Source organism: Paraburkholderia sp. BL27I4N3 (genome assembly GCF_003386115.1).
In the GTDB taxonomy this organism is placed as follows: Bacteria; Pseudomonadota; Gammaproteobacteria; order Burkholderiales; family Burkholderiaceae; genus Paraburkholderia.
Genome location: NZ_QREJ01000001.1, coordinates 6,773,960 through 6,789,377, shown reverse-complemented (window position 1 = coordinate 6,789,377; position 15,418 = coordinate 6,773,960). Strand labels below are relative to the sequence as shown.

The 15,418-nt window shown below is 62.6% G+C and carries 15 protein-coding genes; 7 read left to right on the top strand and 8 right to left on the bottom strand.

Going from position 1 to position 15,418, the window contains the following annotated elements; all coding sequences use genetic code 11:
- Nucleotides 1–5: 5 nt before the first annotated feature.
- From B0G71_RS30885 to B0G71_RS30860, 6 genes are all read right to left on the bottom strand, one after another.
- On the bottom strand, nt 6–1,715 hold the full coding sequence (locus B0G71_RS30885) for a molecular chaperone HscC (protein WP_116146545.1): 1,710 nt from the start codon (nt 1,713–1,715) through the stop codon (nt 6–8).
- 282 nt (nt 1,716–1,997) lie between these two features.
- The gene (locus B0G71_RS30880; protein ID WP_116149023.1) at nt 1,998–2,459 is read right to left on the bottom strand and encodes a GNAT family N-acetyltransferase; all 462 of its coding nucleotides are present in this window, start codon (nt 2,457–2,459) and stop codon (nt 1,998–2,000) included.
- Nucleotides 2,460–2,636: 177 nt separating this feature from the next.
- A complete protein-coding gene (locus B0G71_RS30875; protein ID WP_116146543.1) occupies nt 2,637–3,056 on the bottom strand; it encodes a hypothetical protein in 420 nt (139 codons plus the stop codon).
- 26 nt (nt 3,057–3,082) lie between these two features.
- Nucleotides 3,083–4,186, bottom strand: coding sequence for an FAD-binding oxidoreductase (locus B0G71_RS30870; RefSeq protein WP_116146542.1), 1,104 nt, complete (start codon nt 4,184–4,186; stop codon nt 3,083–3,085).
- 139 nt (nt 4,187–4,325) lie between these two features.
- Nucleotides 4,326–4,529 carry a DUF3562 domain-containing protein gene (locus B0G71_RS30865; protein ID WP_116146540.1) on the bottom strand — a complete coding sequence of 68 codons (204 nt, stop codon included), beginning with the start codon at nt 4,527–4,529 and terminating at the stop codon, nt 4,326–4,328.
- Between the two features lie 175 nt (nt 4,530–4,704).
- Complete coding sequence (locus B0G71_RS30860) at nt 4,705–5,766, bottom strand: DMT family transporter (RefSeq protein WP_116146539.1); 1,062 nt, start codon at nt 5,764–5,766, stop codon at nt 4,705–4,707.
- A 319-nt stretch (nt 5,767–6,085) separates the two neighbouring features.
- Here B0G71_RS30860 and B0G71_RS30855 point away from each other — a divergent pair, with 319 nt between their 5' ends.
- From B0G71_RS30855 to B0G71_RS42555, 7 genes are all read left to right on the top strand, one after another.
- Nucleotides 6,086–6,703 (top strand): lipocalin family protein, encoded by a 618-nt coding sequence (locus B0G71_RS30855; protein WP_116146537.1) that lies wholly within the window; start codon nt 6,086–6,088, stop codon nt 6,701–6,703.
- 70 nt (nt 6,704–6,773) lie between these two features.
- Complete coding sequence (locus B0G71_RS30850) at nt 6,774–7,550, top strand: DUF1295 domain-containing protein (RefSeq protein ID WP_116149021.1); 777 nt, start codon at nt 6,774–6,776, stop codon at nt 7,548–7,550.
- A gap of 63 nt (nt 7,551–7,613) precedes the next feature.
- Nucleotides 7,614–8,714 carry a cyclopropane-fatty-acyl-phospholipid synthase family protein gene (locus tag B0G71_RS30845; RefSeq protein ID WP_116146536.1) on the top strand — a complete coding sequence of 367 codons (1,101 nt, stop codon included), beginning with the start codon at nt 7,614–7,616 and terminating at the stop codon, nt 8,712–8,714.
- A 322-nt stretch (nt 8,715–9,036) separates the two neighbouring features.
- Entirely contained in the window at nt 9,037–9,636 is a 600-nt protein-coding gene (locus tag B0G71_RS30840) for a cytochrome b (RefSeq protein ID WP_116146534.1), read from the top strand.
- A gap of 49 nt (nt 9,637–9,685) precedes the next feature.
- Nucleotides 9,686–11,137 (top strand): glycosyltransferase family 2 protein, encoded by a 1,452-nt coding sequence (locus B0G71_RS30835; RefSeq protein ID WP_116146533.1) that lies wholly within the window; start codon nt 9,686–9,688, stop codon nt 11,135–11,137.
- Nucleotides 11,138–11,322: 185 nt separating this feature from the next.
- Nucleotides 11,323–12,543 (top strand): aromatic ring-hydroxylating dioxygenase subunit alpha, encoded by a 1,221-nt coding sequence (locus tag B0G71_RS30830; RefSeq protein ID WP_116146531.1) that lies wholly within the window; start codon nt 11,323–11,325, stop codon nt 12,541–12,543.
- A 385-nt stretch (nt 12,544–12,928) separates the two neighbouring features.
- Nucleotides 12,929–13,345: a rubredoxin gene (locus tag B0G71_RS42555; protein WP_116146529.1), complete on the top strand. Its 417-nt coding sequence runs from the start codon at nt 12,929–12,931 to the stop codon at nt 13,343–13,345.
- A 48-nt stretch (nt 13,346–13,393) separates the two neighbouring features.
- Here B0G71_RS42555 and B0G71_RS30815 read toward each other — a convergent pair whose 3' ends face one another.
- Both B0G71_RS30815 and B0G71_RS30810 read right to left on the bottom strand, forming a co-directional pair.
- Entirely contained in the window at nt 13,394–14,248 is an 855-nt protein-coding gene (locus tag B0G71_RS30815; protein ID WP_116146528.1) for an oxidoreductase, read from the bottom strand.
- Between the two features lie 176 nt (nt 14,249–14,424).
- Complete coding sequence (locus B0G71_RS30810; protein WP_116146526.1) at nt 14,425–15,354, bottom strand: LysR family transcriptional regulator; 930 nt, start codon at nt 15,352–15,354, stop codon at nt 14,425–14,427.
- Between the last annotated feature and the right edge of the window lie 64 nt (nt 15,355–15,418).

The following is a 15,418-nucleotide window of genomic DNA, read 5'->3' as shown; positions in this document are numbered from 1 at the left end:
GCTGCTCAGTAAGTCACGTGTACATCGAATCGATCCAGCAGCGCGCTCAGTTCACCGCGCGCCTGCGCGATTTCATCGGTATTCTGGCGCTCGATCAGCGCCTGGAAGCGAGCGATATGCGCCGCCAGATATTGCCGATGGTCGCCGAGTGTTTCTTCATAGACGCGGTCGGCGCGCGTCAACAGCGTCCGGTTCTCGAGTTGATCGCGAGGGTGAATCTTCAGCGCGCTCAACGCCGCGAGACGCTGGCGGATTTCTTCCGGCGTCATCACGCCGGGGTTTTCTTCGATCACCATCGCGCGCTTTACGCCGTCCGGAAACGCCGTGGCTTCGACTTCCAGCACACCGTTGATGTCGTAGGTGAAACGCACATCCGCGCCAGCTTCGCCCGCTGCTTTGAGCGGCACTTCGAGCGTGAATTTGCCCAGCGCGACGTTATCCGCGGTCAAGCGCGCTTCGCCCTGAAACACCTTGATGCTGAGCATCTGCTGACGGTCGCGCACCGTGAAAATGCGCTGCATACGGCTCACCGGCACGATCGTATTGCGTTCGATGATCGGCAGAAAATGACCCGGCACGAACTGAGCCGGGCCGACCTGCATGGCCGTGTCGATACCGAGGCTGTAGGGCGCGACATCGGTCAACACCATTTCGTCGAGTCCGGCGTCGCGCCCGACAAGCCCGGCCTGTACCGCCGCGCCGAGCGCGACCACTTCGTCCGGATTCAGATGTCCGGCGGGCAGGCGGCCGAACATCTTCGAGACCAGCTTGCGGACCATCGGCATGCGCGACGCACCACCGACCAAAATGATTTCATCGAGCGCGGCGACGGCGATTTTCGAATCGCGCAATGCGCGTTCCACCGGTTTGCGCAGTCGCTGCAGCAAATGCTCGCAAGTACGCTCCGCGGCGGCCGCATCGAGTTCGAGCGCGTGCTCACGGTCGCCGATCGAAAGTTCAAGCGTGACACTGCCAACGCCGTTCTGCGTCAGCTGACGTTTCGCACGTTCGGCCTGTTGATGCAGCCGTTGCGCGGCAATCGGCGCGAGCGATTGGAGCTTGAGGCCGTTGTGCTGGCAGAAAAACTCGACCAATGCGTCGGTGAAGTCTTCACCGCCCAGAAAATTGTCGCCGGTGCTGGCGCGCACTTCCATCACGCCTTCGAAGAAGTCGAGCACGGAGACGTCGAAGGTGCCGCCGCCCAGATCGAAGATCAGAAACTTGCGCTCGCTATCGCGTTGATGCACGCCGTACGCAAGCGAGGCGGCGGTCGGTTCGTTGACGAGGCGTAGTACATTCAGGCCGGCGAGTTCGCCGGCGATGCGCGTGGCTTTGCGTTGCGCGTCGCTGAAATAAGCGGGCACGGCGATCACGGCGTCGCTGATCGGTGCGCCGAGAAAGGCTTCGGCATCGGCCTTCAACGACTTGAGCACCAGCGAGGACAACTCTTCGGGACGCAGCGTTTGCGTGCCGAGCGGCACGGCGCGGCTTGTGCCCATATAGCGCTTGAAGTTGGCGGCGGTGCGCTCGGGATGCGTATGCAAGCGGTCATGAGCCGGTCGGCCGACGAGAATGGAGCCATCGTCGTCGATGGAGACGCACGACGGCGTGAGCGTCTCGCCTAATGCGTTCGGAATGAGCACGGCGCGGTCGTCGCGCCAGATTGCCACGAGACTGTGGGTGGTTCCAAGATCGATGCCGATGATCGAAGGCATGTACAGTGTCCGATTCGTTTGCGCCCCTCCATGAGGAGATCGCCCAAGTTTTCGCCGATGAACCGCATGGAGCCGGGTGTAGCTCCGTCCAATGGCGATAACGGCAGACCGCACGCAAAACTTGAGCGGCGCGGGTCTGGAAGGCGGCGACACTCGAACTGGACAATGCGCGGCGCATGGTGGCCGCGCGAAAGGTCGGAGATAAGTAGGCGACGCGCCGCGTTGGGCGCGCGGTACGGCAAAGCGAGCGGCATGCGTGCTACGCAAGCCCGCTGCGCGGCATCACAACGCTTTGCGATACACCACGAAGCCTGAGCGATCCGCAACCTTGTCGTAGAGCTTCATCGCCGTCTGATTCGTTTCGTGGGTCTGCCAGTAAACGCGTTGCGAACCATCGGCTTTGGCGCGCTCATATACCGCTTCGATCAACGCGCGGCCGGCGCCCTTGCCGCGCTCGCTGTCGAGCGTGTACAGGTCTTGCAGGTAGCAGATCGGTCCTTTCATCGTCGTGTGACGGTGATACAGGAAATGCACCAGGCCGAGCAACTGGCCGTTACGTTCGGCGACCATCGCATGCATCGGCTCGTAGCCATCGAAGAAACGTTCCCACGTAATTTGCGTAATCTCGCGCGGCAACGCGGTTTCGCCCGAGCGGCCGTAGAACGCGTTGTAAGCGTCCCAGAGCGGTAGCCATGCGTCGAAGTCAGCGGGGACGACGAGGCGAATCTGAATCGGATCGGACATATGCGGTTCCTTGTTGAGTGAAGACTGCCAATCCGTCAGCATAAGAAATTCGACGCACCATTGTTAGCTCCACAGTACGGCCGGAATATGGAGCCACGAGTGGACGATGGGCTGTTGATGTCGAATGTGGAGCGCGGTGCCGCAGCAGCCCCTATGCAAATGGATAGCAGACCGCACTCAGTACGAACGCTGCTTGATACCCCAGCGCCCGTCCTGCCACGTCACGATCCACACATTGCGATGCAGCGTGATGATCGAACCGTCTGCGCGGTTGCGCGAATACACCACACGCAGGTGCACTTTGCGCGGGCTCACCAGCACAGCGTGCTTTTCCTGATACGCGGTGTGATGCCAGCCGGTATCGCGCGTCAGATCGTCGAAGAAGGCGGCGGGCAATTGGCCCGGCCGTTCCCAGATCACCAGTTGTTCGCCCGAAAGAATGACGTGCGGAAAATGCAAATGCGCGTCCATGCCGTCGAGATCGCGTGCGTTGAAGCAGGCGGTAAAACCGTCGATGCAGGCGAGCGCGGCAAGCGTCATCGCGGTTTCGTCGATGCCGTCCTGCTGCGGGATAAACAATGCGTTGGCGTCAACCATCGTTACGTACGAGTAAAAGCAACCGTTCAGACCGTCTCGGCTCTGAGCCAGCGCGTGAGCGTGGCGTCGTCGTCGGTCTCCAGCGTCTCCGCGATTCGCCGTCCTACCGCTGCGCCGAATTTGTAGCCGTGTCCGGAGCAAGCCGATACGACCAACGTGTTGCCGATGCGCTTCGAAAAGAACCGCTTATCCGCCGTGAACGTGTACGCGCACGTTTTTACTTCGGATACCGTATATTCGTCGATCCGGCTAAACGGCGGCGAAAACAGTCGCCGCAAACGGTCGCCCTCACCGGGCGCCGCGACGCGATTCGCATCGGGATCCGGCGTGAGCGATTTATTGATGCCCGCGCCAAACTTCAGACCAATGCCGTCGAGCGGCGGGAGCACATAGCCGTCGCTCGCGCCGCCGATGTCGACGATCGCGGGCGCCTTCGACCACGCGTCTTCCAGATCTACAGGCGGTTCCAGATAAGCAACGGTGTTGCGATACGTCATGAGGTTTTCGGTAAGCGCGGGAAACAGTTGCGGCGTCCACGCGCCCGCGGTGACTACGAGCCGGTCGGCGCGCACGATCTCGTCATTTTCGAGTCGCACGGAAGCGGTCTTCGGATCGACCGCGTGCACCTTGGTGTGCACGCGAATGTCGGCACCGCGCATCTTGAGCCACGCCTTCATGTCGCGCGCAATGCGTTCGCTGAATAGTGCGCCGCCGTCGTGATCGAGGTAAGCGTAACGAAACGTGGACGGGTCGAGAAACGGATAGCGTGCCGCTGCCTCGAGCGGTTCGAGCCGTTCGTACTTGAATCCCATCCGGTCGAGACCAGTGCGGAACTGTTCGGCGCCATCGCCTGCGAATTGCGAAATGCCGAGCACTCCGCAATTTGCGTAATGGGATACGCCGAGATCGTTCCATAGCAGGTCCCAGCTATCGAACGCCTCTTCGATGTTTCGCGCATAACCGTCTGCATCGCCGTATGCGCGACGAATCATGCGATGCCGGTCGCCCGACGCGGCGAGTGGATTTGGAATCGAGCCCTGCTCGATTAATGTGATGTCATGTCCCTGTTTCGAGAGCGACCATGCCGTGCTCAAACCGGCGATGCCCGCGCCTACGATTGTTACCCGCATGCCAACTCCCCCGAGTCGATGGTTCTGGGCCAGAGTCTATCAGCGGGAAAAAATTCAGTGCGCGTTATGTGAATTTTCGCGCGGGTCGGTCGAGGCGAATAAACGATTCAGCAGGCGGTGGTCTCCGCGCGCCGCCGTATCAGTGTTTGCGATTCGAATTGTCGCGAAGCTGGTTGCGTACTTTTTTCGCGGCAAAGAGCGGCACGTAGTCGAATACGCGCGCGTCGTGCCGATAGCTGGCCAAGGTATCCGCGTACATCTTCGAAACGGCTTCCGCCGGCGTGTCCGTTTCCTCGGCGATGCTTTTCACTAATTCGTCTACATTGGGCTCGGGCTGCGACATAGATATCTCCAAAGGTGCAGGCGGGTCAAACGGTGGCACGTGTACGACAGGAGTTTCATTACAGGATGCGATGCGCGGCGATGCCAATTGAATCGACCTATCGCCTGATTTTTTTTCAGAAAGATTTTTGTCTTGCGATGCAGCGAATGCCCGCGCAGCGTGGCCGAGCCAAAAATCAATGCGTGTGCCGGTGATGGATGTCCGGGAAATGCGCATGTGCGTGCGTCATGGGTGCATGGCGGTGCGGATGGGTATGCGGCTCGTCGCCGTCCCATGCGAAATCATGCTCGTGCTGGTGATGCGCGTCGTGCCGGTGACGATGCGAGTGTTCGAGCGGATCGTGCGTGTGCGGATGTTCATGACGTTCGCGAATATGCAGCCACACGCCGAGCGTCATCAAGACGGCGGCGACCCAGAAGAGCGGCTGCGGCAGTTCCGGCCATAGCAGCCATGACAGGGTCACGCCGAATAGCGGCGCAACCGAGAAATAAGCGCCGGTCCGCGCGGTGCCGAGATTGCGCAGCGCGACCACGAACAGCACCAGACTCACGCCGTAGCCGGCAAAGCCGGTGAGCATGGCGAGCGCGACAGTCGAGAGCTTCGGCCATGCGGCGCCGAGGGTGAGCGCGAGCGCCACATTGACCGCACCGGCCACTAGCCCTTTTATGCAGGCAATGAACATCGCGTCGTGCGCCGACACCTTGCGCGTGAGATTGTTGTCCACGGCCCAGCACGCGCAGGCGCCGGCCAGCAGCAGCGTGCCCGGCGGCAATCCCGCCGCGCCTGGATGCCAGGACAGCGCCACGCCGCCCGCGACAATCGCGGCCATGCCGAGGAATACCTGCACGTCGACGTTCTCGCGAAACACGATCCACGCGATCAGCGCGGTGAATACGCCTTCCAGATTCAGCAGCAGCGACCCGGTGGCGGCCGGTGTCGTTTGCAAACCCAGCATCAATAAAGCGGGTCCTGCGACGCCGCCGGCCGCGATCGCGCCCGCCAGCCAAGGGATTTCGCGGAAAGGGAAAGGGCTGTGGCTGGCCGGCTGCCCGCCGCCGCCTTTCAGCCGGCGCGCGAGCATCACCGCGGCAAGGCCGCAGCCGCTGCCGAGGTAGAACAGTCCGGCAAGCAGGAACGGCGAGAGCGAGCCGAGCAGCGCCTTGGCGACCGGTGTCGTCGCGCCGAAGAGGGCGGCGGCAAGCAAGGCGGTGAATGGGGCGTTGAAGCGGATCGACATGACGGAACTGACGTGTGAGCAGGCGTTGCGGACACGATAACGCTAACCGGCTCGCGCCGCTTGTAAGCCCGGCGTAAAGCGTTGCTGAGCAGCGGGTCGGTCGGTAGCGTTGTTAAAGCGTGCAGTTCAGGTGTGACCGCCTGGACGGCTAGAGCACCGCAACGGTCGCGCGTGCGCGAACTTGTCGGCGAGCACCGTTTGCGGGTGGCTTTGTGTCGTGACGCGAATCAGCCGTGCCGACTCACGGGCGCAGCACGCATCCAGACAGCCCTGTCGAACGTAATACGTTTATTGCCGCCACACGTTCGAGGCCGCCGCCATGCGCCGAGTTGTCTATGCCATTGCCACTGCCGCCGCCACTGCTATGGCGTCGCTGCTGCTGCTATCGCTCGCGGCCTGTTCCAACGATCCGCCCAATCCCAACCCGCGTGCGAGCGAGCCGCTCTCCACCGTGCCCGTCGACTTGCCGCGCTATATGGGCCGCTGGTACATCATCGCGAACATTCCGTACTTCGCCGAGCGCGACATGGTGGCGAGCCGCGCCGAATGGACACTGCGCCAGGACGGCAAGATCGACGATTCGTACTACGGCCGCAAGAAGAGCTTCGACGCCGAGGAAAAGCATTACCAGTTTCTCGACACGCCCGTGCCCGGCAAAGACGGCGGCGAGTGGAGCGTGCAGTTGTTCTGGCCCATCCACGTGACGCAACTGACGCTTTATGTCGATCCCGACTATCGCTACACGATCCTCGGCTACCCAGGCAAAAACCTCGGCTGGATTTTTTCGCGTGAACCGGACATGAGCGACGACACGTATCGGGCCTTGCTTGCGCGGCTCGATGCGATGGGCTACGACACGTCGCGTTTCAGGCGTGTGCCGCAGCGGCCGGATCAGTTGGGCAAGCCGGGCTTCGCCTCGCCGGGCGACAAGGACTAGCGGGCGCGCCGCGCGCATCCGATACCGCCGCCGCAGCGTATAACCCGCATCGCCATTGAACGAAGAAACCATGCCGCCACTTGCCACTGCCGTGATTGCCCTAGTCGGACTCGTCGCGATTTTCAGCGCGGTCTGGGCGTGGCAGTTGAAGAGCGAAAACGCCGGCATGGTCGATCCCGTTTGGGCGTATTCGCTCGGCCTCGTCGCGGTGCTCTACGCGGTGCTCGGCACCGGCGACCCCGACGCGCGCGCGTTGACCGCGCTCGGCGGTTTGATCTGGGGCGTGCGGCTGGGCACGCATCTGTGGAAACGCAACGCCGGCAAGCCCGAAGACGCGCGCTATCACCGCTTTCGAGAAGAATGGGGCGACAAGGCGGCGAGCAGGATGTTCTGGTTTTTCCAGTTGCAAGTCGTTATTTCGATGTTGCTGTCGATCGCGTTTCTCGTGCCGTCGTACCGCGGCACGGCGCCCGCTATTGGTTGGGTCGTGCTGGCCGTCGTGGTGTGGATCGTCTCCGTGGCTGGCGAAGCCGTGGCCGACCGCCAGTTGCAAAGCTTCAAGGCCGATGCGGCCAATCGCGACGGGGTGTGCCGTGTCGGCTTGTGGCGTTACTCGCGGCATCCGAACTACTTCTTCGAATGCGTGCATTGGCTGGCTTATATCGCGTTGTCGATCGGCACGCCGTGGGCCTGGTTCACGCTGCTGCCGCCGGTGCTGATGGCGTTTCTGTTGCTGAAGCTCTCCGGCATTCCGTTGCTCGAAGAAAGCATGGCAAAGCGGCGCCCGGGTTACGCCGATTACATGCGCACCACCAGCGCGCTGATTCCGTGGCCGCCGCGGAGTTGAACACGCGACCACGGCGCACGCGCGCATTCAAAAAGTCCAGAATAACGACAGGGAGTCAGTTTCATGAGCCTATCCACCACCGACCAAACCCTGCCGCCATCGCCTGCCGAGCCCAGTGACGGCTGGCTCATTCGAAGCTGCGAACGCGGCTGGCTGCGGGACAGCGTGATCCGCTTCGGCATGCGTCAGTTAATGCGTCAGCGTTTGCGCGACGAAGCGGCCGACAACGGCGAGTTGCGCGCGCAACGGCTCAACCGTCTGCTCGACGATCTGCGTGCAAGCCCGATCGCCATTGAAACGCAAGCGGCCAACTCGCAGCATTACGAGGTGCCGGCGTCGTTCTTTCACGCGCATCTCGGGCCGCATCTGAAGTACTCGTGCTGCCTGTATCCGACCGGCGGGGAGACGCTCGCGCAAGCCGAAGCGGCCATGCTCGAACGCTATGCCGAGCGCGCGGAACTCGCCGACGGTCAGCGGATTCTCGACCTCGGTTGCGGCTGGGGTTCGCTGTCGTTATGGCTGGCGGCGCGTTATCCGAATGCGCGGGTCGTCGCGCTATCGAACTCGCATGGGCAGCGTGCGTTCATCGAAGCGCGCGCCGCGCAGACAGGTTTGCACAACCTCTCCGTGGTGACGGGCAACATTGTCGATTTCGAATTCGACGATGCACAGCTTGGCCGCGGTTTCGACCGTGTGGTGTCGATCGAGATGTTCGAGCATATGAAAAACTATGGCTTGCTGCTCGCGAAAATCGCGCGTTGGATGCGCGACGACGCGAAGCTGTTCGTGCATATCTTCGCGCATCGCACGCTTGCATATCACTTCCAGGTGGAGGACGGCACCGACTGGATGTCGAAGTACTTTTTCACCGGCGGCACGATGCCGTCGGAAGCGCTGCTGCTCAATTTCCAGGACGATCTACGCGTGGAGCGGCAATGGTGGGTGAGCGGCACGCATTACGAGCGCACGGCGAATCATTGGCTTGCCGCGCTCGACGCGGCGCATGATCGGGTGATGCCGATGCTCGCCGATACCTACGGCGCGCGCGACGCGGCAGTGTGGCTGCAACGGTGGCGCATGTTCTATATGGCCGTGGCCGAGCTGTTCGGCTACGCGCATGGCAGCGAATGGGGCGTCGGGCACTATCGGTTCGTCAAGCGCTAGACCGGTCGTTCACCCGTTGCCGCAACCGCCCCGCCTGGCACCGCCACTGACTGGATGCGAATGCAACCAATGGCTCGCTCAGCGAATGCACCGCGCCGGCAGCGCCGATATCGCGGCGCGGCATGAGTCGCCGCACGTTTAGGGTGCAACGTTCCCGCTCAACCCGCGCGCGCGAAATAATCTGAAACATAGTTTTAAGCACCCGGCGGAATAAAGCGTCACACTGGGGCGTTTGTCTATACTGCGGCGCATCTGGATGTGCTACTGCATTGCCGGATTTTCAAACAGCTTTCGCAGCCATGCCGCTGCGGACGGAATAAACATGAACACGCACGCCGACTCTTTGACCGATTCGACCGGCACGCCCGTGCCATCGCGCTATACCCGCACGGCCATGGTGCTGCACTGGCTCATCGCGCTGCTGATGATCGGCAACGTCGTGCTCGGCCTGAGCGCGGATTCGTTGCCGGACGACTGGGTGCGCCCGGTGGTCGACACCCATAAGTCGATCGGCATCACGGTGCTCGGTCTCGCGCTCATGCGCATTTTGTGGCGCGTGTCGCACAAACCGCCGCCGTTGCCGCGCGAGTTTCCGTCGTGGGAAAAGATCGCCGCGCATGTCGCGCATTTTCTGCTCTACCTGCTGATGATTGCACTGCCGCTGTCCGGCTGGCTGCACGATTCCGCATGGAAAGACGCGGCGACGCACCCCATGCACTTGTTCAATCTGTTTCCATGGCCGCGTATCGGCTACGTGATGAACCTCGACCCGGCGCTCAAGGAGACCTTGCACGACCGCTTCGGCGCCTTGCATATATGGCTTGGCTACGCGCTCTATGCGCTGCTGGCCATGCATATCGGCGGCGCGTTGAAGCATCAGTGGATCGATCGTAAGTCGATTCTCAAGCGCATGGTGCCGTGAGCGCAGCCTTCACCTATCAACCGCAACATCGACAAACCCGGCAGTCATTTTGAAGAAAACCCTGGAACAGGCCCTCGCTCTCGCTTCGCCGCGCATCGTGCCGCGTCGCACGACGCCGTTGAGCACGCTGATTCATCTGAGTGTCGTCGTAGTGTGGGTGCTTCTTTTCGCACGCGCCTTCTTTCTGCAGGGCGCGCTGGCATGGTCGACGGGTATCGCCTACGTGGTGTACGACACCTTGCTGCTGGCGTTCGTCACGTGGAAAACACTGCCGTTGATGCGGCGTGCGCCGCCGCTCGAACCGGACTTCGAACGGCGCAGTTTACCGAGCATGGGTGTGATCGTCGCGTCGCATAACGAAGCTACGGTGCTGCCGGTAACGATCGCCGCGCTGCTGCGGCAAACGCATGGGCCGGCACAAATCGTGATTGCCGACGACGGTTCCACCGATGCGACGCGCGAACTGCTCACCGAACGCTTCGGTCTCACCGCCGCAGCCGACGGCGTGCTGAGCGCGCCGAGCGCGCTGTATCCGAATCTGTTCTGGCTGCGCGTGCCGCACGGCGGCAAGGCTCGCGCGCTGAATGCCGCGATCGCCGTGATGACCACGGAAACCGTCATGACGGTAGACGCCGACACCCTGCTCGACGACGACGCCACCTACGCCATGCGCGCCGCTTTCGCGAGCGAGCCGAAGCTGGTTGCCGCGGCGGGCATTCTGGTGCCGGTGTGCGGCAAGTCGGTGTCGGGGCGCGTGTTCCAGTGGTTCCAGACTTACGAGTACATGCGCAACTTCATCGCCCGTTTCGCGTGGATGCGTGCGGACAGCCTGCTGCTGATCTCCGGCGCCTTCGCTTCGTTCAAGCGCGACGCGCTGGTCGACGTGGGCGGCTTCGATCCGCAGTGTCTGGTCGAAGACTACGAGCTGATTCACCGGCTGCGCCGCTATTCAGTCGACCATGACCTCGGCTGGGACGTGCGCGTGGTGGGCGAGGCGCATGCCCGCACCGACGCGCCGGACAACCTCGCCAGCTTTCTGCGTCAACGCCGCCGCTGGTTCGCGGGCTTCCTGCAGACGCAGTACTGGAACCGCGACATGACCGGCAATCCGCGCTACGGCACGCTCGGCATGCTGATGCTGCCGGTCAAGGCGATCGACACCATGCAGCCGATCTACGGCCTCACCGCGTTCGCGCTGCTGCTCGCCTTTGTGTTCGGCGGACATGGCGCGATCGTCGTGTCGATCTTCAGCGTAATCGGTCTGAAAACGGCGATCGACCTCGCGTTCTATCTGTGGAGCATCCATCTGTACCGGCGCTGGACCGGCGAGCGCGCCGGCTCCAGTTTATGGATGGCGATGCTCGCGGCGGTCGCCGAGCCGTTCACGTTTCAGCTGGTGCGGCACGTGGGCGCGGCGCTCGGCTGGCTGCATTTCCTGCGCGGCGGCCGGTCATGGGGCGTGCAGCGCCGCTCGGGGCTGGTGGCGCACGACGAAAGCTGACGCGGCGCGTCGTCTCTTCGGGAAGGTGGGAAGCCAAGCGGCGCGCTTGCGTGGGCAGGCGTCGCCGCAGGCCGCTGCGCGGTCCTCGAACCCATACGGCGTCGGGTTCTAGTAGACTGGCGACGATGCTGCCCGCACTTTGCCGGGCGGCTACCTTCTATCCGCCCGTGCACGGAGAGCCACCTATGCATGCTGTTCCCCCGCTAGAACAAGACACCGTCGATGTAACCGTCGATGCGTCGCCTGCCCAGGCCGCATCGCAGAAACCGGCTCACGCGCCGGGCCAGGCCGCCAACGACGCACCGGTGCGCGATCTGCGCCGCGTCGGTATTCACCCGGACTACTGGTATCCGTTGGCGTGGTCGCACGAGGTGAAGCGGGGCAAGACGCATGGTGTGACGTTTGCGGGCGACCCGATCGTGCTGGCGCGCACGGAATCGGGCAAGGTGTTCGCGCTGGAGGACCGCTGCGCGCATCGTCAGGTGCCGTTGCATCAGGGCGTGGTGGATGGCGAATCGATCCGCTGCGGCTATCACGGCTGGACTTACGACTGCTCGGGCAAGTGCATCGACGTGCCGTACCTGGGCCGCGAGCGTCTGCCGAACGGCGTGCGCTCTTATCCGTGCCGCGAGATCGAAGGCCTGATTTTCGTTTTCCCCGGCGATGCCGCGCTGGCCGAACAACGGCCGCTGCCCGACCTCGCGTCGGTCTCGGACAAGAAGTACAAGACGCGCCGCTTCGGCCGTCCGGTGAATTGCCATTACTCGTTCATGCACGAGAACCTGATGGACATGAACCATCAGTTTCTGCATCGCAAGCAGATGGGGCAGATGCGGGCGCGCTCGCTCGGCCGGCGGCGCGGCGAGGGCTGGGTCGAAGTCGATTACACGTTCGCGCGCATGGCCGGCCAGCAGCCGATCGGCGAAGCGATCGTGTTCGGCCAGAGCCGTAAAACCGGCGGCGACAACGACAAAGACGTGATGACGATCCGCACCGAGTATCCGTATCAGACGCTGCAGATCCGCACGTCGGAGCAGACGCTGGTGATGAATCTGTGGATCATCTACGTGCCGCTCGATCGCGAGCAGCGCACCAACCGCACGTTCGGGCTGCTGTCGATTCGCAAACCGGGCATTCCCGGCGTGTTGAATCTCGCATGGCCGCTGCTGGTGTGGTTCACCGAGCGCATTTTCAAGGAAGACCGCGAGATCGTCGAAGCCGAACAGCGCGCCCACGATTCGCAAGGCGCGGACTGGAATCACGAGGTGTTCCCGGTCATCAACGATCTGCGCGCGTTGCTGCGCGAGAACGGCGCGCCGGATCAAGTGGTGGGCGCCGGCACGGGCGACACGGCCGTGATCCGCTTCTGGGATTCGCGCCGCGGCAGCCCATTGGCGAAGAGCTGAACTTTCCTCTCCGGGGGGAATTAATCCATCTCCGGACGGTAGGGAATTGACGGCAATCGAGCAGCGATAATGGCAACTAATGCACGGCGGTTTGCGCTATTCGACATGCGCGGGCCGCAGACCCGTGTACCATTTCGCTTTTTCCAATCTTCAAGAATAGCCCGTGACTACGCAACAAATCCCTACCGCACCCCGCAAATCCCTCACGCTGCTGCAATTGCTGGGCCTCATCGGCGCCGCCGGCCTGATCGCCGCGATCGTGCTGAACCAGTTCGCCTAATCTCCGCGAGAAGTCTCTGGCGCAACGCTTGCGCCTATGCCGGCACGTCCGCAGGGAGTTTCCTTGCGGGGCGCGTTGCCGGCTTCATCGATATTCCGATTTGCCATGTACAAGAAGGGCGTTGCCGTAGAAATCCAGTTTTCCTCTGAACGGCTCAACGACGGCGCGGGCGATCCCTACTGGATCGATCTGACGCACGCCGAAGCGCAGCGGCTGCTGGAGAGCCTGCAGGCGCGTCTCGCGCAGACCGGCGTCGGCACAGTCGCGCCGTTAGTGGTTAGCCTCGATGAAACGCCTGCGTTGCATGCGGCTGATGCGCAGAGCGCGGCCGTGAATCCCGGCGCGTCGGCGGATGACTTCAAGCAATGGGTCTGCGTGATCTGCGGCTGGGTCTACGACGAAGCCGCAGGTTTGCCGGAAGAAGGCATCGCCGCGGGCACACGCTGGGCGGACGTGCCGGCGGACTGGCGCTGCCCGCTTTGCGACGTGGGCAAGGAAGATTTCGCGCTGGTCGAGTTTTAAGCCCGACCAACGGACAACGCTCAACGGATTGCGTGAAACTCCCGCGGCCTAACCCGCTCCTTCCGGAAAGTCCGCGCCCACCGTGGTGGCTTCCCAGGCATCGAAATCGCCGCGCATGAAGTCCAACTTCTTGCGCGCCAGTTCAAGCGCCATCTTGCCGAGCAGCAAGCGCAGCGGCGGTGTGTCCGACAGTGCGGCGTCGATAATGGCCTGCGCGGCGCGCACCGGGTCGCCCGCCTGCTTGCCGCTGCGCGCTTCGGTCTGCTTGCGGCGCTCGCCGGCCGTGGCCGCGTAGTCGTCGATTACCGTGGCCGATTGTTTGATCGACGGGCCCGCCCAGTTCGTGCGGAACGGCCCCGGTTCGACAATCAGCACGTCGATGCCGAGCGGTTTCACCTCCGTCGCCAGCGATTCGGATAGACCCTCCACCGCGTATTTGGTGGCGTGGTAATAGCCGGTCGCCGCAAAACTCGCAATGCCGCCGATCGACGACACGTTGACGATCAAACCGCTACGCTGCTCGCGCATGATCGGCAAGACCGCCTTCGTGATATCGACGAGGCCGAACACGTTGGTTTCGAACATGGCGCGGACTTCGTCGTCTTCGCCTTCCTCGATCGCCGCCAGATAGCCATAACCCGCGTTGTTGACGAGTGCGTCGATGCGGCCGAAAGGCTGCTTCGCTTGCGTCACCACGTCGTCGATCTGCTTGCGGTTCGTCACATCGAGCGGCAGAACCAATGCGCGGTCGCCGTGGGCTTCGGCAATATCTTTCACTTTCGACGGATCGCGTGCGGTGACCACCGCGCGCCAGCCGCGCTCAAGCACCAGCTTCGCCAATTCGCGGCCAAAGCCGGTGGAACATCCTGTGATCAGCCAGACGGGATTGTCTCGATTCATCATTTGGGAAACTCCTGTTGATGGTCTAGGACATGTGAAATCTCATGCGACGCGAAGGCGCTGTGCGCCGCTCGTGTTCGCAATCGGTGTGCTGCTGTGCTTAGCTTGAAGCGTGCCCGGACTTTTTCGGTGGTGGATGCGGCTGTTGTTCGCGCGCGTTGATTTGCGAACCGAAGCCGTTATTGCTGCTTGCGTCCGGTGTGGGCTTTCAATTGTAGCCGCAGCGCGGCGGCTTCGCTTTGCAGCGCTCTAACGAACTCCCTAGCCAGCGGGTGACCTGGACGATGCTCCGGCTGAATCACACTCACGCGAAACGGCAGCGACACGGCGAGCGGCCGGATATGCAGATGGCGTCCCGCAAAATCGAGGGCTGTCAGCGGATTGACAATCGCGAGGCCAAGCCCTTGCCGAACGAAGGTGCACACGGACACCGCGGTAGGCGTCTCGACGATCTGGCGGCGCGCGATTCCCGCTTGCGCGAAGGTCTCGTCGATCTGAATCCGGTATGGATCGTTCGACGACAGGCTGATGAACGGCTGATTGGCGAAATCCTTCAAGGCGATCACCCGCTTGCCGAGCAACGGATGCCCGTCGGGCAGCACGCACACTTCATCGACTTCGAGCAAGGGCGTCAGGCGCGTGCCGGCCGGCGGCGCGCCATGCTCGGTCAGGCCGAGGTCGTAACGCTGGGCGCTCAGCCATTCCTCGAGAAACGGCGACTCCTGCGCCGCGATCGACAGACTCGCGCCAGGTTGCGCGTCGTGAAAGCGCTTCGCCGCGCCCGGCAAGATCGAATGCGAAAACGCGGGCAACGCGATGACCGAAAGCTGGCCACCCTGGAATTCTCGCAAGCTCGCGGCGGTGGACGCCACGCGTTCGAGCCCGACATAAGCACGCTTGATCTCGTCGAACAAGGTGAGCGCGGACGACGTGGGACGCAGCCGGCCGTTCGTGCGTTCGAACAGGGCAAAGCCGATGCTCTGCTCCATGCGCGCCAGTTCGCGGCTCACCGTGGGCTGCGAGGTGAACAGCATTTCGGCCGCTTTGGTGACGCTGCCCGCGGTCATCAGCGCGCGGAAGACTTCGATATGCCGATGTGTGAGCGCCATGATTGCGTATATCAGAAGTGAATGGACATGTGAAGAATTGGTATTTTACTGAATGACACGTTTT

Excerpts from the sequence above, each read along its gene's own strand:
- B0G71_RS30875 (WP_116146543.1), bottom strand. The coding sequence starts at position 3,056 with ATGGTTGACGCCAACGCATTGTTTATCCCGCAGCAGGACGGCATCGAC.
- B0G71_RS30810 (WP_116146526.1), bottom strand. The coding sequence starts at position 15,354 with ATGGCGCTCACACATCGGCATATCGAAGTCTTCCGCGCGCTGATGACC.
- B0G71_RS30815 (WP_116146528.1), bottom strand. The coding sequence starts at position 14,248 with ATGATGAATCGAGACAATCCCGTCTGGCTGATCACAGGATGTTCCACC.
- B0G71_RS30850 (WP_116149021.1), top strand. The coding sequence starts at position 6,774 with ATGCCGCCACTTGCCACTGCCGTGATTGCCCTAGTCGGACTCGTCGCG.
- B0G71_RS30860 (WP_116146539.1), bottom strand. The coding sequence starts at position 5,766 with ATGTCGATCCGCTTCAACGCCCCATTCACCGCCTTGCTTGCCGCCGCC.
- B0G71_RS30865 (WP_116146540.1), bottom strand. The coding sequence starts at position 4,529 with ATGTCGCAGCCCGAGCCCAATGTAGACGAATTAGTGAAAAGCATCGCC.
- B0G71_RS30845 (WP_116146536.1), top strand. The coding sequence starts at position 7,614 with ATGAGCCTATCCACCACCGACCAAACCCTGCCGCCATCGCCTGCCGAG.
- B0G71_RS30885 (WP_116146545.1), bottom strand. The coding sequence starts at position 1,715 with ATGCCTTCGATCATCGGCATCGATCTTGGAACCACCCACAGTCTCGTG.
- B0G71_RS30880 (WP_116149023.1), bottom strand. The coding sequence starts at position 2,459 with ATGTCCGATCCGATTCAGATTCGCCTCGTCGTCCCCGCTGACTTCGAC.
- B0G71_RS30855 (WP_116146537.1), top strand. The coding sequence starts at position 6,086 with ATGCGCCGAGTTGTCTATGCCATTGCCACTGCCGCCGCCACTGCTATG.
- B0G71_RS30840 (WP_116146534.1), top strand. The coding sequence starts at position 9,037 with ATGAACACGCACGCCGACTCTTTGACCGATTCGACCGGCACGCCCGTG.
- B0G71_RS30870 (WP_116146542.1), bottom strand. The coding sequence starts at position 4,186 with ATGCGGGTAACAATCGTAGGCGCGGGCATCGCCGGTTTGAGCACGGCA.
- B0G71_RS42555 (WP_116146529.1), top strand. The coding sequence starts at position 12,929 with ATGTACAAGAAGGGCGTTGCCGTAGAAATCCAGTTTTCCTCTGAACGG.
- B0G71_RS30830 (WP_116146531.1), top strand. The coding sequence starts at position 11,323 with ATGCATGCTGTTCCCCCGCTAGAACAAGACACCGTCGATGTAACCGTC.